We start from the raw sequence: 24395 nt of genomic DNA, 5'->3' as shown, positions 1-24395 counted from the left end.
CGGAAGGAAGGGATCAGGACTTGTACTGGATCTGCCCCTTGCTCGGGCCCCAGAAGTCCTTCCAATCATATTTGGGATTGGTGTCGAGATATTTGGCCTTGAATTCCAGGGCGTCCTTGGGCGTGACCAGGATCGTCGGCCCATAGAACTCGCGGTGCTCCTTGGGTTCGCTCGAAGGCTTGAAGGCTCCCGTCGCTGCGTAATAGGCGAGCGCCGCGCTGATGCCGCCGCCCCAGTAGGGGTTGGTGAAGACGGTCGCCAGGATCTGTCCCTTGGCGACGAGTTCCACAGCCTGCTGGTTGCCGTCATAGGAGACGACGGGCATCCCCTCGATGCCCTCTGCACGCAGCGCCTCGAGCACGCCGTAGGCAATCGTGTCGTTGGCGCAGTGAACGCCCTTGATCTCGTCGCCGTAGCGCGTGATGAAGCCGGCCATGACCTGATTTGCCTTCTGCGTATCCCAGTCTGCCGGCTGCGCATCGAGCAGTTGCACGTCGGGATAGTCCTTGAGGGCCTTCTTGAGCCCGTTGAGGCGCTCGATGGCGGGATTGTTGGAGGCGATCCCACCCAGATGAACCACGCCGCCCTTCTTGCCCATGGCGTCCATGAGGATGCGGGCAGTCTGCTCTGCCGGCCCCTCGTCCGACCAGGTCATGTGGGACACGTAGTGGTCGCCGAAGTCCCAGGGATGCAGGTCGTCGGTCTTGTTCCAGATGGTCGAGACATAGGCGCCGGCGGCCGCAACGGCCTCCACCACGGGACGGCAGTTCGGCGCATCGTTCGCATCGATCGCCAGTGCGACCTTGCTGCCGTTCTTGCCGAGCAACGCCTTGACGTCCGCCAGCGACTTTTCGCTGGATCCCTCATTGATGAGGTTGACCAGTGCGGTCTTGGGCAGCCCCAGGCTCTCGACGAAGGCCTCGCCGCCAGAGACGATGTAGTTCCAATAGGGATTGGTCCTGTCTCGATAGCTCCAGGCTATCGTCGGGCTGGATGCTGCCGCCCTTGCGGCAGTCGAACCCAACCCTCCGAGCGTCGCCAACCCGCCCAGACCATAGGCGGATGCCAGGAGTAGATTGCGACGATTGATCGTCTCCTGCTCGATGAATTTCTTGATGAACGACATGTCTTCCTCCCTGCCGACCTTCGCATCGCGCCGCGCTTTTGAGCGCCATTGGACGCTGTCGCGTTCTCGATATTGCACTATCTAGTTACTTCGTTATCGTCGATGTGTCAACGCTGCCGGATGCGCGGGCGCAGCCTCGGATCATTGCGGCAAGGGAAAGCGGGAAAGTGGAAGCGGCACTGGCGCAGCGTCAAAGTAACCAGTAAGTTACCAAAATTCTTGATCGAATCCGCCGACCGGCCGACAAAGCGTAACTGGAAAGAGGCACGCGGCCTCGAGTACCATCACGGACGGCTCCGCATCAGGCGACGCCCAATGAGGTAGGAATGCTCACCAATCCCCCCAAGCGACCCCGGATCCGAGACGCGGAAGCCACGCAAGCAAGAATCCTTGCCGCGGCGAAGAAGGAATTCTCGAAAAACGGACTTGGCGGCGCAAGGGTCGACATCATTGCCGAACGCGCCAAGGCCAACAAGCGCATGATCTATCATTACTTCAAAAGCAAGGAGGATTTATTTCAACGCGTCTTGGAAGACGCCTATTCCGACATACGAACGGCCGAGCAAAAGCTCGATCTGGAACGACTGCCCCCCAAGGATGCGCTTGAGCGCCTGGTGCGATTTACCTGGAATTATTACCTGAAGAACCCGGAATTTCTGACGCTCGTCAACAGCGCCAATCTGCACAAGGCAAAGCACATCAAGAAATCCGAAGTGGTGCGCCAGGTGAGCACGCGCTTTGTCGACATGGTCGGGAAATTGCTTGATCGCGGCGTCGAGACGGGTGAATTCCGGTCAGGCATTGACCCCGTACAACTGAACATCACGATTGCAGCGATCGGATATTACTATTTTACAAATCGCTATACCGGTTCGATTGTCTTTCAACGCGACCTCATGACCCCCGAAGCGCTTGAAGAACGGATCCGTTTCAACGTCGATACCATCATGCGGCTTGTCGAGGCCTGATATCCGGTCTCGAAGACGCTGATCTGCATAGGCGATTTTGGATTTCCCCCGGGACCGCCAGCATCTTTCTGGCTTCCGCCCGCAAAGGTCCCCCGCCCAGGAGCCAGCAAGATGCTGGCAGTCCCAGGACGAGGCACTATTGTGCGCCCCGTCCGATGTGGATCTCTCCGCCGTTGCATCGGTCGCGGCAGTCAGCCACCGGACAGTCTTTTCGCCATCGTCATACCAGATGATGAACCAGCGGCATCCCGAACACCGGCGTGGGCAGGCCTTCCATGCGCGCCTTCAACTGCAATGCGAGATATTGGGAGTAATGGCGGGACTGGTGCAGGTTTCCGCCATGGAACCACAGCCCTTCCTGCCGGGTCGGCTTCCACATGTTGCGCGGTTCACCCTCCCAGGGGCCGGGATCCTTAGTGGTATCGGAGCCGAGCCCCCAGACCTTGCCCACCCTGTCCGCGACCTCCTGCGAAATCAGCCTGGCGGCCCAGCCATTCATCGAGCCATAGCCGGTGGCGTAGATGATGAGCTCGGCCGGCAACTCGGTGCCATCGCTGAGCATGACGCCGTTCCGGGTGATTTCGCGGACCCCCACGCCGCTTTTCAGCTTGATGTCCCCGTTTGCAATCAGGTCTGACGCCCCGACATCGATGTAGTAGCCCGAACCGCGCCGCATATATTTGAGAAAAAGGCCGGATTCATCGTCGCCGAAGTCGAGCAGGAAGCCGACCTTTTCAAGTCTCTCCAGGAGATCGGCATCCGCGGCCTTGATGGACGCGGTCACGGGCCTGAGAATGTCCGGCATGAGCCTGTAGGGCACCGAGGCATTCAACAAATCGGCCTTGTCGGTATCGATGCCCTGCTCGAGCGCCTCCTCCGAATAGAGCCGGCTGGTGCCGAACTGGAAGAGCGCGTCTGAACTCGCGACATGGGTCGAGGTTCGCTGCACCATGGTGACATCGGCGCCCTTCTCCCACAGATCGGCGCAAATATCGTGGGCTGAGTTGTTCGAGCCGATGACGACGCATTTCCTGCCGCTATAGGCATCACTGCTCTTGTAGCGGCTGGAGTGGCATTGCTCGCCTGCAAAAAGCTCCATGCCGGGAAATGCAGGTTCATTGGGAATACCGGACATGCCGGTCGCCAAAATGAGGTGCTTGGGCGTGAGCGCAACCGGCTTGCCCTCGCGCGAGACTTCCACGGTCCATTGCCCTCGCGCGGCATCGAAGGATGCCTTCCGACAAGGAGAGGAACTCCAGACATTAAGTTCCATCACCTTGGCATAGGCTTCGAGCCAGTCAGCCATCTTGTCCTTGGGCGTATAAACAGGCCAGTCATCGGGGAAAGGCAGATAGGGCATGTGGTCGTACCAGACCGGATCGTGCAGGCAGAGCGACTTGTAGCGCTTGCGCCATGAATCGCCCGGTCTCTCATGGGCCTCGACGATGAGGGTCGGCACACCGAGACGCTTAAGCCGGGCCCCGAGGGCCAGGCCGCCCTGCCCGGCTCCGACGATCACGCAATAGGGTTGGGTCTCGGTGCCCAGGAGGCTATCTTCCTCCTGCCGTCGCTCCAGCCAGGTCTGCCGATCGCGGTGTACGCCATGCTGGGCGCCCATGACGCGGCGGCGCCCTTTCTTTTCTTCGAATCCCTTCAGTTCCTCCATCGAGGTCAGCAGCGTCCAGCACAGATCGCCCTTGAGGCGGATATAGCCGCGACAGCGCGCTTCGCCGGTTTCAAACGTGAAAAATCCTTCGATGACGCCATCGGTTTCCGACACCTCGTCCTGCACGGCAAAGGCGCTGGGCCGCGTGCGTGCCAAGGTCGCATCGATCAGGCCGCCGACGCCTTCCCCGCCCTCAGCAGTGTAAAGGTTCCAGGTGAACGCCAGCAGATCGCGCCAGTAGCAATCCTCCGCGAACAGAGCGAGGAGCCCGGATTTGTCGGCAGCAGCCGCGGCGAGAGCAAAGCGATCCAGCCACCTCGAAAGCTGGCCCTTTGCATCTGATCTACTCATGGCATTTCATCCCTATGGTTTTTCAAAGCGCGCCTCATTGTGATCCGGGCGCCCGCAAAAAGCGGCGATTTAACAACGCATACCGGCAATCCGTATCGCCAAAAGGCCGTATATGCAGACGTAATACTATGGATTCTTCTCGCACCTCGTTCTTTCAGTACCAAATGGAGGTGATCACAAAGTATGTGTCAAGTAACTCTGAAACCGAAATCGATCGGGAAGGAATTGCGCATCATGCGGCAATGGCCACATCGTGCTCATCGAAGAAATGCACGCGGGACGCATCAGGCGTAAGGAAGATCCTATCGCCGGTCTTGAAGCGCCTTTCTCCCACGGCGCGCACGGTAATGGTTCCGAGCGATGGCACGTCGACATAGAGCAGGGCGTCGCCACCGAGTTGCTCCTCCAGGGACACCGTGCCGTCCCACAGCCCAGCATCGGGGGAATAGAGAAAGTGCTCGGGGCGGACACCGAAGGTCATCTTCTGGTCCAGCCGGGTGCCCCGCCCATCCGGCAGAGCGACTTTCGAGCCACCGGCGAGCTCCAACTCCTTGTCGCCGCTCGGCATCGCCGGCACGAAGTTCATTTTGGGCGAGCCGATGAAGCTTGCGACGAAAAGGTTGGCGGCACGGTCGTAGAGTTCGAGCGGCGTGCTGAACTGCTCGACATTGCCGGCCCGCAGCACCACGATGCGATCGGCCATCGTCATGGCCTCGACCTGGTCGTGGGTGACATAGATCATCGTGGTGCGAAGGATGCGATGCAGCCGGACCAGTTCGATGCGCATCTGCACGCGCAAGGCCGCGTCGAGATTCGACAAGGGTTCGTCGAACGGGAAGGCCGTGGACGAGCGCACGATGGCCCGCCCGATCGCCACCTTGCTGGCGATTTCCTGCTTGGGCATGCCGGCGATCTTCAGGCCGAAGCCGATATTGTCACACACGCTCATATGCGGATAGAGCGCGTAGGACTGGAAGACCATGGCAATGCGACGGTCCGCCGGCGCGAGCCGGGAGACATCCGTGCCGTCGATCAGCACGCGGCCCTCCGACAGTTGCTCCAGGCCGGTGATCAGCCGGAGCAGCGACGACTTTCCGCAGCCCGACGGGCCGACGAACACCACGAACTCGCCGTCCTTCACCTCCAGGCTGACGTCGGAGACGATCTGATGGGACCCATATTTCTTGCTGACACGGTCGAACTGAATGCTTCCCATGGTCACCTCCTGATGGCTCACACCGAGAGTCATTGAAAATGGCTCTTGGTTCCGTCTCACGATTTTCGCCAAGCCTTTGATTTGGCATCGAAAATCGCGAGGTGCTCAAGTCGCGTATGCGTCAGCATCTTCGCGACTTGGTATCCGATCTAGACGAGGCTGCTGCGGCCGCGCTTTTCGGTCTCATAGGCGGCCTTGAGATGGGCTTGCGTGAAGATCTTGGCATGAGCGGCCAGGTCGTCGCCGTCGTCCCACAGGTCACGCCAGATGCCGAGAATACCTTCGAGAGGCTGGCCGACGACCCGGGAGGAGAAGGATTCGAAGGTGATCGGTCCCTGGTAATTGGCCTTGGCGAGGGCGCGGAAGATCATCTTGAAATCGATCGACCCCGTCCCGAGATAGCCTCGATTTGAATCGCCGGTGTGGAAATAGCCGAGCAGCGGTCCGGTCTCGACGATGGCGGCGGCGACGTCGGCCTCCTCGATGTTCATGTGGTAGCAGTCGAGATGGACCTTCACATTCGGGGCGCCGATGCGCTTGCACATCTCGACCGCCTGCGCCGCCGTGTTGAGGACGTTGCTCTCATAGCGGTTGACCACCTCCAGCCCGAGGGTGATATCGCTCTTGGCCGCCTGCTCGGCGACGCGCTGCAGGACCTCGACGGCGCGGGCGACACCATCCTTTGTGGGCGGCACGGCATATTTCTGGAACGCCGAATAGATGATCCCGCAGATATGCGTGCCCTTCAGGTCTCGGGCGATGGAGACGATGTCGAGAAGGCGCCGTTCGCCGCGCTTGGCCATCTCGGGGTCGCCATTCGAGATATCGGTGGTGGCATCGAGGCCGAGGGAGAAGGTGATGCCGACATTGGCTTTCTCGAGTTCGCGCCGCGTGAAATCCACGTCGAATACGCTCGGATCGAGGGCCGGCGCTTCGATGATGTCATAGCCCAGTTCCGCCGTCTTCCCGATGGCGCGAGCGCACTGTTCGTGGCTCCAGCCGGGTGTCCAGACAAAGGCGTGCAGTCCCAGTTTATTGTTCACGATGCTGGTCTTTCTTTCAGCGGAGGTTGATGGTTTCAGTGGAAGATGATGCCGCCGCAGACGTTGAGCGCCTGCCCGGTGATGAAGGATGCATCATCGGATGCGAAAAAGGCGACGGAGCCGACGACATCCTCAGGATATCCCAGGCGCCCGAGCGTGGTCTTCTCGATGACTTTCTTGAGCGACTCTTCGTCCCGATAATTGTTGCGGCCCATGTCGGTGTCGATGATGCCGGGGCAGACCGCATTGACGGTGATGCCGTCGAGGCCGACCTCCATGGCCAGGATGTGGGTGAAGCTGATCACCGCGGCCTTGCAGGAACAGTAATGCGCCCGGCCTTGCGCTGCCGGGAATGGCCAAGCAGGGCCTTGGTCACCATGAAGGTGCCCTTGGTGTTGACGTCGTACATGCGGTCCCACGCGTCAGGCTCGATATCCTCGACCTTGTGGACCGACAGGACACCCGCATTGTTGACCAGGACATCGATGGTGCCGCATGTCACCAGCAGGTGAACCCGCCGTCTGCCACCACCGTGGTTCCCGTCATCAGGCTGGAAGCATCGCAGGCTAGGAAATGCACCACCGATGCGATCTCGTCCGGCTTGCCGAGGCGGTGCATCGGCGTGTCGCGCAGCCAGACATCGATCATGCCGTCATTGTCGTGCCGGTACATTGTCATCGCCGTCTCGATATAGGTCGGCGCCACCGCATTGACCCGTACGCCACGATCGGCCCATTCCGCAGCCAGAGACGAGGTCATCTGGTGTACCGCGGCCTTGGCCGCATTGTAGTAGGTCTGCTTTTGAGGGCGGTTCGAAATCAGGCCGGACATCGAGCCGATATTCACGATAGCCCCCCGCCCCGCCTTGAGCATGTGGCGGCCGAACGCGCGATTGCACCAGAAAACGCCATTGTAGTTCACGTCGTTCACGTGCAGCCAGTGCTCGTCGGTCACATCCTCGGCCGCCGTTCCCGAACGGGCAATGCCCGCATTGGCAACGAGGATGTCGACCCGGCCATGGTCCCGCACAATGTCGCCGGCCAGGGCATCAACCTCGGCGGGCTTGGTCACGTCGACCTGGCGCACATCGACTTCATAGCCCCTGCGCGCCAGTTCCGCCTGCCCTTCGGCGGCGATCGACAGGTCGATGTCCGCGATGACGACTTTTGCGCCGTTTTCCAACAAAGCCTCTGCGCAACTCAGGCCAATGCCACGTCCCCCGCCGGTGACGACGGCAACCCGGCCGTCAAGACGGAACTTGCGCACATACATGGGATCCTCCCGTTTGCGGATATTATGGCAATGCAGGTCGAGCCCGCTCTTATTCGGCAGGCCGATCGAGGAAGGGATGGCGTCCGGGCTGAGCGAATTTGGTGCGGCGGATATCGAGAAGCCTCTCGATCTGCTCGGCGTTGAATTCCTTCGCGCCGCCATAATGGGCCGCGAGGTAGACGACCTTGGCGTAATAATCGAGCGCTTCCATCTTGAAATAGGCACTGGTGAGATCGTGCCCGTAGGACAGCGCGCCATGGTTTTCCAGGAGCAGGGCGTCATATCGGTCGAGATAGGGAGCGATCGCATCGGACAATTCGCTCGTCGAGGGCAGCGCATAGGGCGTCAGAGGCACCTCGCCGAGGAACATGGTGGATTCGGGCATGATCTGCTGCGTGATCGGCTTGCCGCAGATGGCGTGAACGGTGGCATAGAGGGGATGGGCGTGCACGACGGCCCGGACATCAGGACGACGGTCGTAGACGCAGAGATGCATCTTAATTTCGGTCGAGGGACGAAAACCCCTGTCTTCGAGAAGAGCGCCCTGCCGGTCGATCCGGCAGATCATGTCAGGCGTCATGAACCCCTTGGAGACGCTGGTCGGGGTGCACAGCAAGGTGCCGTCATCCAGGAGAACCGAGAAGTTGCCGTCATTGGCGGCGCCCATCTCGCGCGCATAAGCGCGCCGCCCGATTTCACAGATATATTCGCGCAATCGCAGATCGTCTTGCATGCCGGGCACCTCATTGGTCGCCCCAAGTTTTCGGATATTCGGTCAAAAAGTCAATAATCCAGACATTATATTTTCTGTGTTTGTCCGATTATATCCATTACACGATCAGCTTCACCTGGTTCCTTTCGAACAATTCGCGCCATTCCGGCGATGGCTCCCGGTCCGTGACCACGAAATCGATGGGTCCGAAGCCGCAAATGCTGATCAGGGCCGTCTTGTCGAATTTCTCGCTGTCGACGAGGAGGCAAACCCGTTGTGCGCTCTCGATGAAGGCGCGCTTCACGTCCGCATCGGCCATGTTCGCCTCCATGAGACCGCCGGTCAGCGAGATTGCCTTGCAACTGATCAGGGCGACATCCGCATTGAACTGGGCGATGGTCTGGCCGGCCAGCGGGCCGACGAAGGTCATCGAGCGGCGCCGCAATTCTCCACCGACCGACATGATCGTGTAAGGGGGCAGGCTGGGGTCCGACAGGATGCGTACGGAATTGGTAATGAGGGTCAAATCCCGCCGGTTGCCAATCGCTCTCAAAGTCTCATAGGCCGTCGAGGACGAATCCATCATCACCGCGTCGCCGTCCCTGACGAGCGTCGATGCCTTCCCGGCGATCGAGCGCTTGGCTTCGATGTTGATGAGATGCCGTGTCCGATAAGGCAGGTCTTCGGCTTCGCCCTGGAGTGCGATCGCGCCCCCATGCGTCCGGCTGAGGAGGCCCTCTTTTTCGAGCTTGTTGAGATCGCGCCGTATGGTCTCTTCGGTGACCCCCAGTTCCTGGCTGAGTTCGGCCACCACAACGCTGCGGTTGCGGGTGACAAGGTCGAGTATCCTGGTTTTTCGCTCAACCGCCAACATGCATCACCGGATCACCTGACCAAATATCGGAACGTTTCAGACAAGATCGCGAATGTCCGCGGACTGTTCAACCAGAGCCCGCCCTTCTTCCAATGATTTTATCTGGCCCAGGCCAAGGAGCTGAACCAAGGCATTGCCCCAGGAACTCGCTTCGGCTGGACCGATCCGCACGGTCTTTCCGGCACGGGCGGCGATCCTGTCACACAGAACTGCATCCCGCACGCCACCGCCACACAAAGTGAGGCTCGGCAGCGGACGGCCCGTCAGCTTCTCGATCGTCTTGACCGCAGAACCGATTTCTGCGGCCAAGCCATTATAGACGGCCAGCGCCAGGCCTCCGAGGTCGTAGGGAGGAAAGGTGCCGTTCCGCGCACATGATCGGCGGATCGCCTCGATGATGTCCGGGGGATTGAAGAAGAGCGGATCGGATGGATCGATGGCGGGCGTATCATCCAGGGCAGCGGCTCTCGTGACTTCATCGGCGATCCCGGCAAACGTCACCGGCCGGCCGTGGCGCTGCTGCCAGGCAGCCCGCAATTTCTGGATGAGATGCAGGCCGTTCAGGCTCTTGACCAGGAAGGTACGGCCGAGAATGCCGCCCTCATTCCCGAAGCCTGAGGCCCGCACGCCATCATCGAGATCGGGCACACGCCGCTCCAGGCCGATCAGGGACCATGATCCGCAGATCACGAAGCCGCCGCCATCGGTTAGATCGAGCGCCGCTACCGCGCTGGCCGTATCATGGGCCGCGACCGAGATCACCGGAACCGGCCCCAATCCCAGCCTGTCGGCAAGTTCACCGCGCAGCGTGCCATAGACCTCGGCAGGGCGAATGATGGGCTGCAGTAGCTGCCGTGGCAGACCGAGCCTTTGGCAAAGCTCGGTACTCCAATCTTCCGTACGGGCATCGACGAGCCCGGACGTGCGCGCCAGGCTCAGTTCGGACCGCAGGTTCCCGGTCAGATGGTAATTGACGACATCGGCCATCATCAGAAGGCCGCGGCTCTTTGCCAGTTCATCGGGGCCATGCCGAGCCTGGTCGAAAAGCTGGCAAATCGTATTGACAGGCAGGTCCTGCGCGCCCGAGATCGCGTAGAGCTCTTGCGGGGCGAGCCGCAAGGCTTCCCGTCCGCGCTGCGAGCGCGGATGGCGGTAGTGATAGGGCTCTCCTACCAGCCCGCCGGCATGATCCAGCAACGCATAGTCCAGGCCCCAGCTATCCACGCCGATGGAATCGAGCGAACCGACCTCGACCCTGCACCGGCGCAGGCTCTCCTCGATCTCATCGAAAAGGCACGGGAGGGACCAATGAGGGCCGTCGTCCCTTTCGACCGCATAGCCGTCGAAGCGGTGAATTTCGTCGAGCCGTAGCTGGCGGTTCTCAAACGTAGCCAGCATCGCACGGCCGCTGCCGGCTCCAAGGTCAAGTACGAGACAACGCGTCATCACCTCTTTCCGATTTCCGACCTTCCGCGATAAACAACATTATCGGGCAAACTCGACAGGTCGATTGTTGTCAAAAGTCCGAATTTGACATTAGAGCCCAACGCAGCCGACCTGCAACCGACAATTGCCGATTAGGCGGGATGATTGGGAGGTCCTTTTGATCGGAGGGAGAGCTTCTTCTCTTTCGCATCGTGACCCAACCAGGATGGAGGTGGCCTCTAGCCATCGCGGACCGGCTCATCCAGCGGACGATGCCATGGCCGGCCACCAGGTGTGGGAACGGCCCGCTGGTGCATTCTGAGGCGGAGCGGCAACTCAATCGCTCGCTGAAAGTACGTCATAGCTGCGCTGGCAATCCTGAATCACGCCCATGTTCTCGACGGTCCAGTCGAACAGGATGGCGAATGGGCCCTGCAATGATTGGCCCAGCGGTGTCAGCGCATACTCGACGCCGAGCACGCGGCCAGCCAACACTCGGCGGGTCACCATGCCATTGCGCTCCAGCTTGCGCAGTGTCTGAGTCAGCACGCGCTGCGTGACCCCATCGAGACGGCGCTTGATCGCATTGAAGCGACGTGGCTCCCGCAGCACCGCCAGCACCATCATCGACCATTTGTCGGCGATCTGATCGAGGATCACGCGGCTCGGGCAGTCGGCACGGTAGATCGGATCGGTGTCATCCATCGGTATCCTCCGGCATCCCTGGGATGCTTCAGGTGCGTAATTGACGCTAGGTATCCAATGAATACCATATGATCAAACGCGTGAAAGTCCAACGCCCGGTATTCCCCGAAACAAAGAGAAGTAGATATGACAGACGCAGACTTCAGCAAGCTCCGCATTTCCCAGGCGGATGGCGTCGCGACGATCACGATCGACAATCCGCCGGTCAACGTCCTCGATGTGACTTTGATGGGCGAAATCCGCCGCCTGCTCCTGTCATTGCGCAACGATCCAAACACGCGCGTGCTGGTTTTCCAGAGCGCCGATCCAGAGTTCTTCATCGCCCATGTCGACATGACATTGATCGACGAACCGCATGCCTTCGACGAGCTCGTGCGCGATGCTCCTGACGGGCTCAACCCATTCCAGGCGTTCGGCGAACTCCTGCGGGAGCAGCCGCAGGTGACCATCGTCAAGCTCGCCGGGCTGGCCCGAGGCGGCGGCGCAGAGTTCGTTGCGGCAGCCGACATGGCGTTCGCCGCCCAGGACCGAGCAGGGCTCGCGCAGTGCGAGGCGTTGATGGGCATCACCCCGGGGGGCGGCGCCACCCAATATCTATCCAGTCGGATGACGCGCGGTCGCGCTCTCGAGGTGATCCTCGGCGGCGATCTCACCGATGCCGCGACGGCGGAGCGCTACGGATGGATCAACCGAGCCTTGCCGGCGGCAGAGCTTGACGATTTCGTCGATCGGCTGGCGCGCAACATCGCCGCGTTGCCCGAAGGCGTCATCGCCGCCGCCAAGCAAGCCGTGCCTGTGACAGACCTGCAAGAAGGCTTTCGCCGTGAGCATGATGCCTGGGCCGGACTTTTCGAACGTCCCGCAGCCGAAAAGCTGATCCGGGGCGGCCTGAGGGCCGGCGCACAGACCAAGGACGGCGAGCGCAATCTCGAAGGCTTGCTCCGCGCCCTGGCCATCTGACCTGCGCCGCTACGATCTGCGCTGATCCTTGGTCAGACTGAATGCCTGCCCTCACCGCTCCGCCAAAACGACCTTATCATACCAGAGCGCGATCGAGATGCACGTAACCGCCGTCGACGAAGAGCCATTGGCCCGTGGTATGGCTGGAGGCATCGGACAGGAGGAAAATCACCGTATTGGCGATTTCCTCGGCCGTCGTCATGCGCTTGCCGAGCGGGATACGGTGCGTGATGTCCTGCAACCGCGCTTGCGGATCCTCAAAAGTGTTCAACCAACGCTCATAAAGCGGCGTCATCACCTCGGCGGGGATGACGGCATTGACGCGAATGCCGTCCTCTCGCAACGCCGCCGCCCATTCGCGGGTGAGCGCCAGTTGCGCGCCTTTCGCGGCCGTGTAGCCGCTCGTATTGCCCTGCCCCGTCAACGCCGTCTTCGAGGAAATATTGACGATCGAGCCTTTCGAAAGCCGCAATGCAGGTAGGCAGTGATGGGCAAGGGTATAGTAGTGGATGAGATTGCGCTCCAGCGACGCACGGAAATCGGCCGGCCCCGCCTCCAGGCCAACACCGTCGTTTGCACCGGCATTATTGACCAAGCCATCAATTTTACCGAAGGCCTTGTAGGCCTCCGCGACGGCCATTTCGCAGGCCTGGTCTTGCGTCAGATCGGCCCTCACGAACAGGGCCGCGGGTGAAGCCTCGCGGAGGCGCCTTTCGAAATCAGCGTCCAGCGGGCTGCGCCCGAAAATGACGGGAATCGCGCCCTCTGCCGCAAGCCCCAGCGTAATCGCCCCACCGATCCCGGCGCCACCGCCGGTCACGATGAAGACTTTGTCTTTCAGACCAAGATCCATTCGTCTCTCCTCAACCGCGAAAGCGGAAATCTGAAAGGGTCTGTTCCTTCATCTCGATCGAGAACCCCGGTTCGGACGGCGGCATATAGGCAGCTCCCTGGATGATGCAGGGATCCTTGAAATGCTCGTGGAGGTGATCGACGAACTCGATCACCCGCCCGTCCCGCGAACCGGAGACGACGAGATAATCGATCATCGACAGATGCTGCACATATTCGCACAGGCCGACGCCGCCGGCATGAGGGCAGACGAGAAGCTTGTATTTCGCTGCCATGAGCAGCACGGCGAGAACCTCGTTGATGCCGCCGATGCGGCAGGCATCGATCTGCACGACATCGATGGCGCCGCGCATGATGAACTGCTTGAACATGACGCGGTTCTGGCACATCTCGCCGGTCGCGACCTGTACCGGGGCCACGGCTGCCCGGATCCTGCGATGCCCCTCGACATCGTCGGGACTGGTGGGCTCCTCGATGAACCAAGGCTTGACGAAGCTGAGCTTCTTCACCCAGTCGATCGCCTGGTCGACTTCCCAGACCTGATTGGCGTCGATCATCAGCTTGACATTGGGGCCGACGGCTTCGCGGGCGATACTCAGGCGGCGAATATCGTCTTCGAGATCGCGCCCGACCTTCAACTTGATGTGGTTGAAGCCGGCCTCGACAGCCTCCCTGGCAAGGCGGCGCAGCTTCTCGTCGCTATAACCGAGCCAGCCGGCAGATGTCGTATAGCAGGGATAGCCTTCCTGCTGCAGCGTCTGGAGGCGCTCAGCCTTGCCCTGCTCGAGCCCACGCAGGAGGTCGATCGCCTCCTCGGGCGTGATGCAGTCCGTGATGTAGCGAAAGTCGATGCAGCGCACGAACTCTTCCGGCGTCATGTCCGCGACGAGCCGCCAGACGGGCTTCTTCTCGATCTTCGCCCAAAGATCCCAGACCGCATTGACCACGGCACCGGTGGCAAGGTGGATCGCACCCTTGTCCGGACCGATCCAGCGCAACTGGCTGTCGGAGGTCATGTGACGCCAGAAGGCGCCCATGTCCTTGGTGACCACGTCCATGTCGAGCCCCACGACGAGATGCCGAAGCGCCTCGATGGCCGCGCAGCAGATTTCATTGCCGCGACCGATGGTGAAGGTAAGGCCGTGCCCCGCGAGCCCGCCCGTATCCGTTTCCAGGATCACATAGGCAGCCGAATAATCGGGATCGGGATTCATCGCATCCGAACCGTCGAGATGCTGCGAGGTTGGAAAGCGCAGATCGAGGACCTGCATGCCGGTGATAATGGTCATGAAAACTATTCCTTGGAAGATCAGGCCGCGACGACGCGCTGTTTGCGTTCGCCCAAGCCCTCGATGCCCTGTGAAACGGTTTGGCCGGGCTGCAGATAGACGGGCGGTTGCTGACCAAGACCGGCGCCCGGCGGCACGCCGGTCGAGATAATGTCACCCATCTGCAGGCGCAGGAAGCGGGAACGACAGGAAATCATGTAACGGACGGCGCAGATCATGGTCTTGGCTCTGCCTTGAGCAGATTGAAGCGGGACGATGCTTCGGCGCACCGCCCCGTAATTGAGGGAGCCATACTCAATCGTAGAGGACCGCCTTGATTTCCGGCTGATCGATGTTGCTCTTGTCGTAATAGTAGAAACCGGTATCGATCTTCGGTGGCAATGTCTCGCCCTTGAGGGCCTTGACCGCCGCCTCTACCGTCCTGTAGCCGATGCCGACCGGATTCTGAGTGATGGCACCAGCCATCACGCCGTCGCGAATGGCCTTGATCTGGGCAGCACCGGAATCATAACCGATCACGACGAGCTTCCTGCCCGTCTCGCTCACGCCATTGACCACGCCGATGGCCGAGCCTTCGTTCGAACCGAAAATTCCCTTGAGATCGGGATTGGCCTGCAGGATCGACTTGGTGATCTCGGTCGATTTGAGCTGGTCGCCGTCGCCATATTGAATGGAGACGATCTCGATCTTGGGGTAGGCTTCCTTGATGCGGTTGACGAAACCGTCACGCCGGTCGATGCCGGTCCGGCTGGTCTGATCGTGCACCACCAGCGCGATCTTGCCTTCATTGCCGATGAGCGCGGCCATCTTGTCGGCGGCCAGCGCCGCTGCAGCCTGGTTGTCTGTGGCGGCAGTGCTGAGCGGAATCGGGCTGTCGACGCCGGAGTCGAAGGCGATCACCGGGATTTTGGCATCCGCCGCCTGCTGCAAGAGCGGCACAGCGGCCTGACTGTCGAGTGCAGCAAAGCCGATCGCTGACGGTTTGCGCGAGAGGGCAGCGGCGAGCATGTCGATCTGCTTGTCGACCTGGGTTTCCGATTCCGGCCCTTCGAACGTCACCTTGACGTTGAAATCCTTGGCCGCCTTGTCGGCACCGGCCTTGACGGCCTGCCAGAACTGATGCTGGAAGCCCTTCGAAATCAACGCGACATAAGGCTGGTCGGCAGCCTGGGCCGCGGGAGCCAAGCCGGCAAGCGCCAATGCGGCGGCCGCTCCGAGCATCATGCGTCTGGTGATCATGGACGTCTCCTTCCTAGGTTATGAGGGTCTTGAGCTTTTCACTCTTTGGTTCGGCACGCGCCCGCGCGCCTATTGCCGACGCTGGCGCAGCATGTCGAAGAAAACGGCGAGGATGATGATCGAGCCGGTGGCGACGAACTGCCATTCCTGCGGCACCGACATGATGCGCAAGCCATTGGACAGGACGCTGGTGATCAAGGCTCCGATGAGCGTTCCCAGAATGGTGCCCCGCCCGCCGCTGAGCGAGGTACCACCGATGACGACGGCCGCGATGGCATCGAGTTCGTAGCCCTGGCCGAGTGCCGGCTGGGCCGAGTTGAGACGCGAGGAAAGCAGAATGCCGGCAATACCGCAGATACCGCCCGCAAGGGCATAGATGGCGATCTTCCAGGCGTCGACATTGACACCCGACAGGCGCACGGCCTCCTCGTTGGATCCCAATGCGAAGGTAAAGCGGCCGAGGATGGTGCGGCCAAGGATGAAGCTGGTGACGATCGCCACGGCGAACAGCACCAGCACGCCATTGGGCAGCGGCAAGCCTGGAACGACATCGCCGACCAGCGAACCCAGCGAGATCTTGCTGTAGCCCGGCGTCGAGTTGAAATAGATCGGCTTGGTTCCCGAAATCAGCAGGGCAGCTCCCTTGAGCACCAGCATCATGCCAAGCGTCGCGATGAAAGGCGGGATCTTCAGCTTGGCGACGAGCGTCCCGGAAAAAATGCCTACCGCCGCGCCTGCCAGGATCGTGCCGATCACGCCCACGGCCAGCGGCATCTGCCCCCATGTGAGGATCACGCCGGCAATGACGGCGCAAAAGGACATCAGCGTGCCGATCGACAGATCGATGCCACCGGTGATGATCACCAGGGTAGCGGCGATGGCCAGCACGCCATTCACCGTGGTCTGCTGCAGGATGGCAACGAAATTCGACGATTGCAGGAAGCTGTCGGGTCGCAATATCCCGAAAACCGCCACGAGCGCGATCAGGCTCGCGAAAGCCAGCAATTTTTGCTGCGCGTCGGCGAAGCGCTTGGAAGTAGGCGCGCCGGCTGCTGTCGTACTGCTCATCAATGTCCTCCCCGATGGTCGCCTTGCGCTATTTCGGCTGCCACGCCGCCATGGCGTTGGGTTGCCAGGCGCATGATTTCTTCCTGCGAGGCGCCTCCCGGCAGCATGCCGGTCAAGCGGCCCTCGCACATCACCGCGATGCGGTGACTCAGCCGAACCACCTCCGGCAATTCGGAGGAGATCACGATGATCGCCTTCCCCTCCGCCGCGAGGGCGTTGAGCAGTTTGTAGATCTCGCTCTTGGCGCCGATATCGATGCCCCGCGTCGGCTCGTCGAAAATGAGGAGGTCGCAGTCACGCAGCAGCCATTTGGCGATGACGACCTTCTGCTGATTGCCGCCTGACAGCAGGCGCACGGTCTGGCGGTCCGACGGCGTCTTGATGGCAAGACTCGCCATGTAGTCCACCGCCACCTGGCGCATCGCCCCTTCCCTGAGCATGCCTCCCGCAGTGATGAAGCGCCTCATGCTGGCAAGGACGACGTTGTTTCGCACATCCATGCCGAGGGCGAGGCCAAAACGCTTTCGATCTTCCGACAGATAACCGATGCTGGCCCTCACGGCGTCTTGCGGCGTGTGGATGGAGACTTTGCGCCCATGCATGAAGATCTCGCCGGCCTCGCGGCGGTCTGCTCCGAAAATAGCACGCGCAACCTCGGTGCGCCCGGCTCCCATCAACCCGGCGAAGCCGAGGATCTCCCCTTTCCTGATCGCGAAGCTGACGTCCCGGATTTCGCGCCCGCGCCGCAGCCCCACCACCTTGAGCACTTCCGGCGCGGCGCCGAGGTCGGGGAAAACGGGTGTTTCGTCCTGCAGCGTACGGCCAACCATCATGGAGATGATGGTTTCAAGCGGCGTTGTCGCCGCAGGCACGGTGGCGACATATTCCCCGTCGCGCATCACCGTGACCTTGTCGGCAATGCGCTTGATCTCGTCCATCTTGTGGGAAATGTAGACGATGGCGACACCGTCTGCCTTCAGCCTGGCAATGATGGCGAAGAGTTCGGCGATCTCGGCATCATTGAGCGCCGCCGTCGGCTCATCCATGATCAGGATGCGCGAATTGAAGGACAGCGCCTTGGCGATTTCCACCATCTGCTGGCGCGCGACCGTCAAACTGCCGACCGGCGTGCGCGGATCGAGTTGCAGATTCATTTCCGCGAAGATCGTTGCCGCCTGGGCATTTAGCTTGGCTTCGTCCAGCAGCAGGCCGGCTGCCTTGCGCGGCTCGCGACCGATGAAGATGTTCTGGGCGGCGGTCAGGTCATTCATCAGGTTGAGTTCCTGGTGAATGATGCAGATGCCCAGGGTCTGCGCCTGTTTGGGCGAGGTTATGGTGACCGGCCTGCCATCGAGCAGGATCTCGCCCGCATCAGGCGTGTAGATGCCGGAAAGGATCTTCATCAGGGTCGATTTGCCGGCCCCGTTCTCGCCCATCAACGCATGGACCTCGCCGCGCATGAGCTCCAGCCGCGCTTGACGAAGGGCATGCACACCGGGGAACGTCTTCTCAATTGCCGTCATCGAGACGATTGCGTTCATGACCTCTGGTCCATGTGGCTTGCGCAAAAATGAGAGGCGATACAGCTAGGCACGAGTCTACCTGCCGAGGATCGAGATCCCGGCTCCAGTACTTTGGCTTTACTTGCGAGATCGGCTCGAACGAGATCCAAGCCCCGTTGCTGACGGAGACCGATGAGCGCTCGATCCGCCCGTCACCCGCTCACGCTTTCCTCAGATCGTGACGCCGCCATCGACGAGAACGGCTTGACCGGTGACGAAACGCGATTCATCGGAGAGGAGAAAGACGACCATCGGTGCTATGTCGCCGACCGCTGCCAGGCGACCCATCGGCTGGCGGGCAATGAAGTCCTTTTCGGCCTGAACGGGATCGGCGGCAGTGGCGATACGCTCGCGCAGCGACGGCGTATCGACCGTCCCGGGGCAGACGGCGTTGCATCGCAGCCGCCGGGACGCATAATCGGCGGCAATACTCTTGGTGAAGCCGATGACGGCAGCTTTCGTCGCCCCATAGACGAAGCGATTTGGGAAACCTTTGATGGATGACGCCATCGAGGCCATGTTGAGAATCGCGGCTGTGCCTGTTTGATTGGCCCGGTCAAGCAGCCCTGGCAGCAAGGCTCTCGTTACCCGATATGCCGACTTTACGTTGAGGTCGAAAGAAAAGTCCCAGTCCTCTTCCTCGCAATCGAGGATGGTTCCGTTGTGGACGAAACCGACACAGTTGAAGATCGCATCGAAAGGGGTCTGGGCCGAAGCAAAGGCGGAGACGGCCGATCCGTCGCGAACATCGAGAGGCAGGGTTTCGATGCGGCTGTCTTCGGCGGAAAGCGTTCGCAGGCCTTCGATATTGACGTCGGTTGCCACCACCTCGGCGCCTTCGCGGGCACAAGCCAATGCGCTAGCTCGGCCAATGCCCTGCGCGGCGGCGGAAATGAAAATACGCTTACCTTCCAAACGCATGGGCCTATCCATCCTCCCTGAGCCTGTGACTTCGACCACAATGCTTCTGCATGATAATCTGCCTGCACGCTTCTTATACGAACAATACGTTTATATGTAAACCGAGAACGATGGCAAAAAGAGAAAAGACGATGGCGACGCCACTCAAGGCCGATATGGAGAGCGAGGATCGCTACCGCGCTCCGGCTCTCGACAAGGGTTTGGATATTCTGGAACTCTTATCCGAGCAGCCCGGCGGGCTCACCCGCGCGGAGATCGTCAAGGCCATGGGCCGCAGTCCCGGCGAAGTCTATCGCATGGTCGAACGGCTCGTGGCGCGCAACTATGTCAGCCGCTCCCTCGAGGGAGACCGCTATGCGCTGACGATGAAGCTTTTCTCGCTGGCGCATCGGCATCCGCCGTTGCGGCGGCTTGTCGCCCCCGCCCAGCCGCTGATGGATGCATTCGCTCGCGAAACGCGCCAGTCCTGCCATCTCGTCGTGCGGGAGGCAGATGCGGCTGTCGTCGTCGCACACGCAAGCTGTCCGGGAAATTGGGAGTTCGGACTGCGGATCGGCGCGCCAATCGATCTTGTCGCCACGAGTTCCGGTCAAACGCTCCTTGCTTTTGCGAGCCCGGCCATAATGGAGGACCTCCTTGCTCGATGGGACGATCCCGATAAGCAGAAGTCCTTCCAGGCGATCAAGTCTCACCTCGCCGAATACCGGCAGCAAGGCCATCGCATCGGGGACAGCCAGGAGGTTCGGGGCATCGAAGATGTCAGCGTGCCAATTCTGTCGCCGGAGCGCCATGCGGTCGCTGTCTTGACCTGCCCCTTCGTGCATCGTCTGGATTCGGTCGAGGGCGGGATTGACGATGCTCTTCGGCTCTTGAAGGAGGTCGCCGACAAATTATCCTTTTTATAGTCGAGAGACTGGCCAGCACATCGCTCTCGGCCCGGAGGTGGGGCTCGCTGTCGTTGTCGGAAACAGGCCGTAGATCGCCCTCTTCGGCGCTCAATGCCTCAGGCGCGAAATGCTTCGTCAGACAACAGGCAGCGGAGATAAGAAAACGCTCAAATCACCACTACACGGGGCCGCGTGTGTGATCGGCATGGCTGCCGGTGTGCGCGGCCGCTGTAAGATCTTCCGGATGAACAAGGCAGCCCGGGAGGTTGCCTGCCCTTCTCGATGTGGGCGAAGAACGCCCGCTTAAGATTGTACGGATCGCCAAGGGAGCAGGCCGCACGATCGCGTGCGGCCGCCAGACGCTTCAGCTTTCCACCGAACTCGCCCCCGTTCTGGATCAATAAGGCGCATCCGGAAAGTAATATTCCGCGGCGTTGTCTTTGGTGATGAGCGGACTGGACAGAACATAACGGCCGCTGATCGGTGCCTGAGTCGCATATTTCATAGTGACCAGTTCGATGGCGGGGATGATCAGGGTCGGCGGATAGAAAATATCGGCATCGACCATGTCGTGCCCATCCATGACGAGCTTGATCACCTTGTTCATGCCGGAACCTCCCAGTACTGCGACGTTTTTTCGGCCCGACTGCTTGATGGCCTCGATGGCGCCGAGAGCAGCGTCGTCATCGCCTGTCCAGACACCGTCGATCTCGGGGAAGCGCTGCAGATAGTCCTGCATCACTTCAAAGCCCTTGTCGGGATTCCAATTGGCGTATTGCATGTCGAGGACCTTGATGTTGGTCCCCTTCAACGCTTCGTTGAAGGCCTCGATCCGAATGTTGTCGATGGCGGTGGGAATGCCGCGCATGACGACGATCTTGCCGCCATTCGGAAACTTCTTCTTGAAGTACTCGGCAGCCGTGCGCCCATAAGAGGGATTGTCGCCCCCGACATAGACGTCCTCGATCCCTTCCTGGGACAGGCCTCGGTCGACCGTTGCGATGAAGACCCCTTTGGCCTTCGCTGCCTTGACCGGTTCGGTGAGCGGGTCGGACTCAAAAGGCAGGATCACCAGGGCCTTGATGCCACGGGCGAGCATGTCCTCGACGTCGTTGACCTGCTGTGTCGCGCTCGACGACGTGGTGAGGACGAAGTCAACGTCTGGAAAGGCCGCTTTCATGCGCTCGATCGTGCGCTTGGTGTGATAGTTGAGCCCCCCAGTCCAGCCATGGGTGGCCGCGGGGATAGAGATACCGATCGTGGTTTCGGCGGCCGCCGCTGGCGCTGTCCATCCCGCCAGGAGCATGGCTCCCGCTGCCACGACCGATTTCAATCTGCCGAACATAGTTTCCTCCCTCTTTGATTGGTGTTCTGACGCCGTCAACCCTGTGAGCGATCGCGTTGGAGCAAGACGGCGATGATGATGATGGCGCCCTGGAAAGCCCCGTTCAGATAGGGGCTGACCAGACCGCTCAAATTGAGGATGTTGCTGATGAAGCCGAGGATCAGAACGCCGGCCACGGTTCCCCAGATGCGGCCAAATCCACCGCTCAGACGGGTCCCGCCGATGATGACGGCCGCAATCGCCTCCAGTTCCCACATCAGGCCCGTAGACGGCGTGGTCGTGCCGAGGCGCGGGATGTAGATCGCCGTTGCAACCGCGACGGTCAGTCCCTGCACGACATAGGTCAGTATGCGAACCCGATCCACGGGAATGGCCGAGTAGACCGCGACTGAACGGCTGGAGCCGATGGCCGCAACGTGCCGGCCGAAGCGCGTGCGCCGAAGTACGACTTCGCCGACGATTGCCATCAGGGCGAACACGATGATCGGCACGGAAATGCCGGCGATCTCGCCGTAGTAGATCGGGCGCGACGCCGTCCGCAGCGAGAAATCCAGCGCTATCGAGCCGCCATCCGACAGCCAGGTCAGGATGGAGCGAAAAATACCCATGGCGCCCAGGGTCACGATGAAGGCTTCGACACGCCCCTTCACGATCATGACGCCGTTGAGCAATCCGGCGCAGCCCCCCAGGAAGAGCGCGCAGGCAATGCCGGCCGCCACCAGGCCCCAATCGCTCCCGAGCCATGGCAGCCCGTGATTCATGAACATGATCGTCAAGCCGGCCACGAGGCCGGAAAGGGAGCCCACCGACAAATCGAGACCGCCGGCGGTGATCACGAATGTCGCTCCTATCGCGATGATGCCGATCAAGGCACTGCGCGTCAGCACATTCGATAGATTCTCGGCCCCGAGAAAACTGCCGCTCATGGAGGCGCCCACGATCAGGAGGAGCGCGAGGGCCAGCAATGGTCCCGCCGCTTCCAGCAGGCGCCGAGGCGACCAAACGAGCGCGCCGGAACCCGGGGCGCTGGCCTTTGCGATATCAGACATTGACTGCTTCCTCCCGAAGTCCCATCGCTAGGCGGATGATCTCGTTTTCCTTGACGTCAGCGCCGGCCAGTTCGCCCGCAATGGCGCCGCCGCGCATCACGAGAACCCGATCGGCCAGTCCGACGATTTCCTGCATTTCGGAAGAGATGACGACGACGGCTTTACCGGTCTCCGCCAGGTCGGCGATGATCTGGTAGATCTGCTGCTTGGCGCCGATATCGACGCCGCGCGTCGGCTCATCGAACACGATCAGATCGGGATCGGTGGCGAGTGTCTTTGCAATCAGGACCTTTTGCTGATTGCCGCCGCTCAGAGAGCCCGCGGCGATGTTCAAGTTGCCGGCGCGGATGTCGTAGACCCGCACCGCGTCGACGAGATCTTGATTTTCCGCTCTGAAATCGATCCAGGCTCCGCCATCGATCGCTCCTTTGGTAAGGGCGATGTTCTCTTCCAGTTTCTTGCCGAGCAGCAGCCCCTTGCCTTTTCGATCTTCGGTCAGATAGGCCAGTCTCATGCGCCATGCCTGGCGTGCAGACGGCAGTCTCGAAGGCCTTCCATGGATCTCCAGTGAGCGGCAACTGGCGGAGCGCAGCCCCAAAAGGGCTTCGAAGAGCTCGGTTCGTCCGGATCCGATGAGGCCGGATATGCCGAGGATCTCGCCTCGGCGCACTTCGAACGTCGCGTTTCGCACAAGCGTCTTGTCCGAAAGCGCTTCCACCCGCAGGAAGATCTCGACCGTCTTTCGATCGGCCTTCCTCGGATAGATCTCCGCGAGCGGACGGCCGACCATCGCCTCGGCCATTTCCTCTTCAGAGATGCGCTCCGCCGTTTCGATCCGGGCGATCTGCCCGTCGCGCAACACGGCTACCTTGTCGGCGATCTGCTTGACCTCATCGAGGCGATGCGAGGTGAAAATCACCGAACCGCCGGTGCTTCGAAATTTGCGAAGCCTGGCAAACAGCTGTGCTGCCTCATCGGCGGACAACACCGCCGTCGGTTCGTCCATGAGTATCAGTCTGGGATCGCGGGCGAAGGCCTTGGCGAGTTCGATCATCTGCCAGGCGGATACCGGCAATTCGCTGAGCCGCGCCCGAGGTGACACCGCCGAGCCGAGTTCGGCCAGGATTGCGGCGGCGGATATCCTCATCGCCTTCACATCGGTAAACAGGCCCCGTGTCAGTTCCCGCCCGAGGAAGATATTCTCCGCAACGGTCAGATGCGGCGCCAGGCAGAACTCCTGATGCACCATCACGATCCCGGCCTGCTCGGCTTCGATGAGCGTTCCAGGCGCCGGACTATCCTTGAACTTAAGAGAACCGGCGCTTGACGCGGTCAGCCCCGCAACAATGCGCATCAGGGTGGATTTGCCGGCACCGTTTTCTCCGACCAGCGCGAGAACCTCACCGGGCGCGACGGTAAGTGTGATGTCCTTCAACACCTGGACATCGCCATAGGACTTGGCGACCTCCTCCAATCTCAGGAGTGACATTTTCGCTGGTTCCCGCCCTCGGAAATACTTAATGTTTTAATTTAGATTTTATCTCTATGAACCTGTTTTAGATTGAAAACCCAGGTAAATCAGAGGGAACGATCTTCCTGGACCCGCGGCATGCCTCCAGCGCATATGCCTTTTCCCGGCCAGTCATCACGTCCTCCCTCAGGCACCCGTGCAAAGGAAATTGCAAACAATAAAAAATGTCAATAAACATTTCTCCATTGGGCGACATTTCGAGAGCCGACCGTGGCGCAGGCCGACGATGGGACCTGTGCCGGGCCGCCACGAACCGGGAGTTCGGCTGTCCGGCGCCTGACAGGGCGGTGCGAAAACGGTCATCCCAAAACTGTGATGGAGGTTCCTTCAAAAA

The 24395-nt window shown here is 60.8% G+C and carries 22 protein-coding genes and 1 pseudogene; 3 read left to right on the top strand and 20 right to left on the bottom strand.

The features are described 5' to 3' along the window. Positions 1-13 precede the first annotated feature (13 nt). The gene (locus tag ACN6KF_RS30090) at positions 14-1126 is read right to left on the bottom strand and encodes a sugar ABC transporter substrate-binding protein (RefSeq protein ID WP_434960549.1); all 1113 of its coding nucleotides are present in this window, start codon (positions 1124-1126) and stop codon (positions 14-16) included. 326 nt (positions 1127-1452) lie between these two features. Between ACN6KF_RS30090 and ACN6KF_RS30085 the strand changes: the two genes are divergently transcribed. Next, positions 1453-2094 (top strand): TetR/AcrR family transcriptional regulator, encoded by a 642-nt coding sequence (locus tag ACN6KF_RS30085; protein WP_434960548.1) that lies wholly within the window; start codon positions 1453-1455, stop codon positions 2092-2094. A gap of 220 nt (positions 2095-2314) precedes the next feature. Here the strand turns inward: ACN6KF_RS30085 and ACN6KF_RS30080 are convergent, their stop codons facing one another. From ACN6KF_RS30080 to ACN6KF_RS30040, 9 genes and pseudogenes are all read right to left on the bottom strand, one after another. After that, complete coding sequence (locus ACN6KF_RS30080; protein WP_434960547.1) at positions 2315-4111, bottom strand: flavin-containing monooxygenase; 1797 nt, start codon at positions 4109-4111, stop codon at positions 2315-2317. 232 nt (positions 4112-4343) lie between these two features. After that, positions 4344-5327 (bottom strand): ABC transporter ATP-binding protein, encoded by a 984-nt coding sequence (locus ACN6KF_RS30075; RefSeq protein ID WP_434960546.1) that lies wholly within the window; start codon positions 5325-5327, stop codon positions 4344-4346. Positions 5328-5476: 149 nt separating this feature from the next. Next, the gene (locus tag ACN6KF_RS30070; protein ID WP_434960545.1) at positions 5477-6370 is read right to left on the bottom strand and encodes a sugar phosphate isomerase/epimerase family protein; all 894 of its coding nucleotides are present in this window, start codon (positions 6368-6370) and stop codon (positions 5477-5479) included. A gap of 35 nt (positions 6371-6405) precedes the next feature. Next, positions 6406-6872, bottom strand: a pseudogene (locus ACN6KF_RS30065) (SDR family NAD(P)-dependent oxidoreductase). Beyond that, positions 6869-7642: an SDR family NAD(P)-dependent oxidoreductase gene (locus tag ACN6KF_RS30060; RefSeq protein WP_434960544.1), complete on the bottom strand. Its 774-nt coding sequence runs from the start codon at positions 7640-7642 to the stop codon at positions 6869-6871. Before ACN6KF_RS30060 ends, ACN6KF_RS30065 begins: the two are co-directional and overlap by 4 nt. Positions 7643-7691: 49 nt before the next feature. Further along, a complete protein-coding gene (locus tag ACN6KF_RS30055; protein WP_434960543.1) occupies positions 7692-8375 on the bottom strand; it encodes a class II aldolase/adducin family protein in 684 nt (227 codons plus the stop codon). A 97-nt stretch (positions 8376-8472) separates the two neighbouring features. Next, complete coding sequence (locus ACN6KF_RS30050) at positions 8473-9228, bottom strand: DeoR/GlpR family DNA-binding transcription regulator (RefSeq protein WP_434960542.1); 756 nt, start codon at positions 9226-9228, stop codon at positions 8473-8475. A 36-nt stretch (positions 9229-9264) separates the two neighbouring features. Then, a complete protein-coding gene (locus tag ACN6KF_RS30045; protein ID WP_434960541.1) occupies positions 9265-10674 on the bottom strand; it encodes a rhamnulokinase in 1410 nt (469 codons plus the stop codon). A gap of 315 nt (positions 10675-10989) precedes the next feature. After that, the gene (locus tag ACN6KF_RS30040) at positions 10990-11358 is read right to left on the bottom strand and encodes a winged helix-turn-helix transcriptional regulator (protein WP_434960540.1); all 369 of its coding nucleotides are present in this window, start codon (positions 11356-11358) and stop codon (positions 10990-10992) included. 126 nt (positions 11359-11484) lie between these two features. On the opposite strand from ACN6KF_RS30040, the gene ACN6KF_RS30035 reads away from it, so the two are divergent. After that, on the top strand, positions 11485-12318 hold the full coding sequence (locus ACN6KF_RS30035; protein WP_434960539.1) for an enoyl-CoA hydratase/isomerase family protein: 834 nt from the start codon (positions 11485-11487) through the stop codon (positions 12316-12318). A gap of 76 nt (positions 12319-12394) precedes the next feature. Here ACN6KF_RS30035 and ACN6KF_RS30030 read toward each other — a convergent pair whose 3' ends face one another. The 7 genes from ACN6KF_RS30030 to ACN6KF_RS30000 form a co-directional block, all read right to left on the bottom strand. Continuing rightward, a complete protein-coding gene (locus ACN6KF_RS30030; protein WP_434960538.1) occupies positions 12395-13171 on the bottom strand; it encodes an L-fucose dehydrogenase in 777 nt (258 codons plus the stop codon). 10 nt (positions 13172-13181) lie between these two features. Continuing rightward, positions 13182-14459: an L-fuconate dehydratase gene (locus ACN6KF_RS30025; protein WP_434960537.1), complete on the bottom strand. Its 1278-nt coding sequence runs from the start codon at positions 14457-14459 to the stop codon at positions 13182-13184. A gap of 20 nt (positions 14460-14479) precedes the next feature. Further along, positions 14480-14728 carry a fumarylacetoacetate hydrolase family protein gene (locus ACN6KF_RS30020; protein WP_434960536.1) on the bottom strand — a complete coding sequence of 83 codons (249 nt, stop codon included), beginning with the start codon at positions 14726-14728 and terminating at the stop codon, positions 14480-14482. A 25-nt stretch (positions 14729-14753) separates the two neighbouring features. Further along, on the bottom strand, positions 14754-15698 hold the full coding sequence (locus tag ACN6KF_RS30015; protein ID WP_434960535.1) for an ABC transporter substrate-binding protein: 945 nt from the start codon (positions 15696-15698) through the stop codon (positions 14754-14756). A gap of 69 nt (positions 15699-15767) precedes the next feature. Next, a complete protein-coding gene (locus ACN6KF_RS30010; RefSeq protein ID WP_434960534.1) occupies positions 15768-16766 on the bottom strand; it encodes an ABC transporter permease in 999 nt (332 codons plus the stop codon). Continuing rightward, positions 16766-18307 carry a sugar ABC transporter ATP-binding protein gene (locus tag ACN6KF_RS30005; RefSeq protein ID WP_434960533.1) on the bottom strand — a complete coding sequence of 514 codons (1542 nt, stop codon included), beginning with the start codon at positions 18305-18307 and terminating at the stop codon, positions 16766-16768. Before ACN6KF_RS30005 ends, ACN6KF_RS30010 begins: the two co-directional genes overlap by 1 nt. A 192-nt stretch (positions 18308-18499) precedes the next feature. Beyond that, positions 18500-19249 carry an SDR family oxidoreductase gene (locus tag ACN6KF_RS30000; RefSeq protein ID WP_434961345.1) on the bottom strand — a complete coding sequence of 250 codons (750 nt, stop codon included), beginning with the start codon at positions 19247-19249 and terminating at the stop codon, positions 18500-18502. A 50-nt stretch (positions 19250-19299) separates the two neighbouring features. On the opposite strand from ACN6KF_RS30000, the gene ACN6KF_RS29995 reads away from it, so the two are divergent. Then, entirely contained in the window at positions 19300-20154 is an 855-nt protein-coding gene (locus ACN6KF_RS29995) for an IclR family transcriptional regulator (RefSeq protein WP_434960532.1), read from the top strand. A gap of 379 nt (positions 20155-20533) precedes the next feature. Here the strand turns inward: ACN6KF_RS29995 and ACN6KF_RS29990 are convergent, their stop codons facing one another. The 3 genes from ACN6KF_RS29990 to ACN6KF_RS29980 are packed head-to-tail and all read right to left on the bottom strand — an operon-like array spanning position 20534 to position 24019. Then, complete coding sequence (locus ACN6KF_RS29990; RefSeq protein WP_434960531.1) at positions 20534-21481, bottom strand: substrate-binding domain-containing protein; 948 nt, start codon at positions 21479-21481, stop codon at positions 20534-20536. A 35-nt stretch (positions 21482-21516) separates the two neighbouring features. Further along, entirely contained in the window at positions 21517-22530 is a 1014-nt protein-coding gene (locus tag ACN6KF_RS29985; protein WP_434960530.1) for an ABC transporter permease, read from the bottom strand. Beyond that, positions 22523-24019: a sugar ABC transporter ATP-binding protein gene (locus tag ACN6KF_RS29980; protein ID WP_434960529.1), complete on the bottom strand. Its 1497-nt coding sequence runs from the start codon at positions 24017-24019 to the stop codon at positions 22523-22525. Before ACN6KF_RS29980 ends, ACN6KF_RS29985 begins: the two co-directional genes overlap by 8 nt. Positions 24020-24395: the final 376 nt, after the last annotated feature.

Origin of the sequence: Labrys methylaminiphilus subsp. lupini (genome assembly GCF_051161885.1) — a bacterium.
Classification (GTDB): Bacteria; Pseudomonadota; Alphaproteobacteria; order Rhizobiales; family Labraceae; genus Labrys.
Note: the sequence above shows the minus strand (reverse complement) of the source record. Positions and strands in the feature narration are given on the sequence as shown.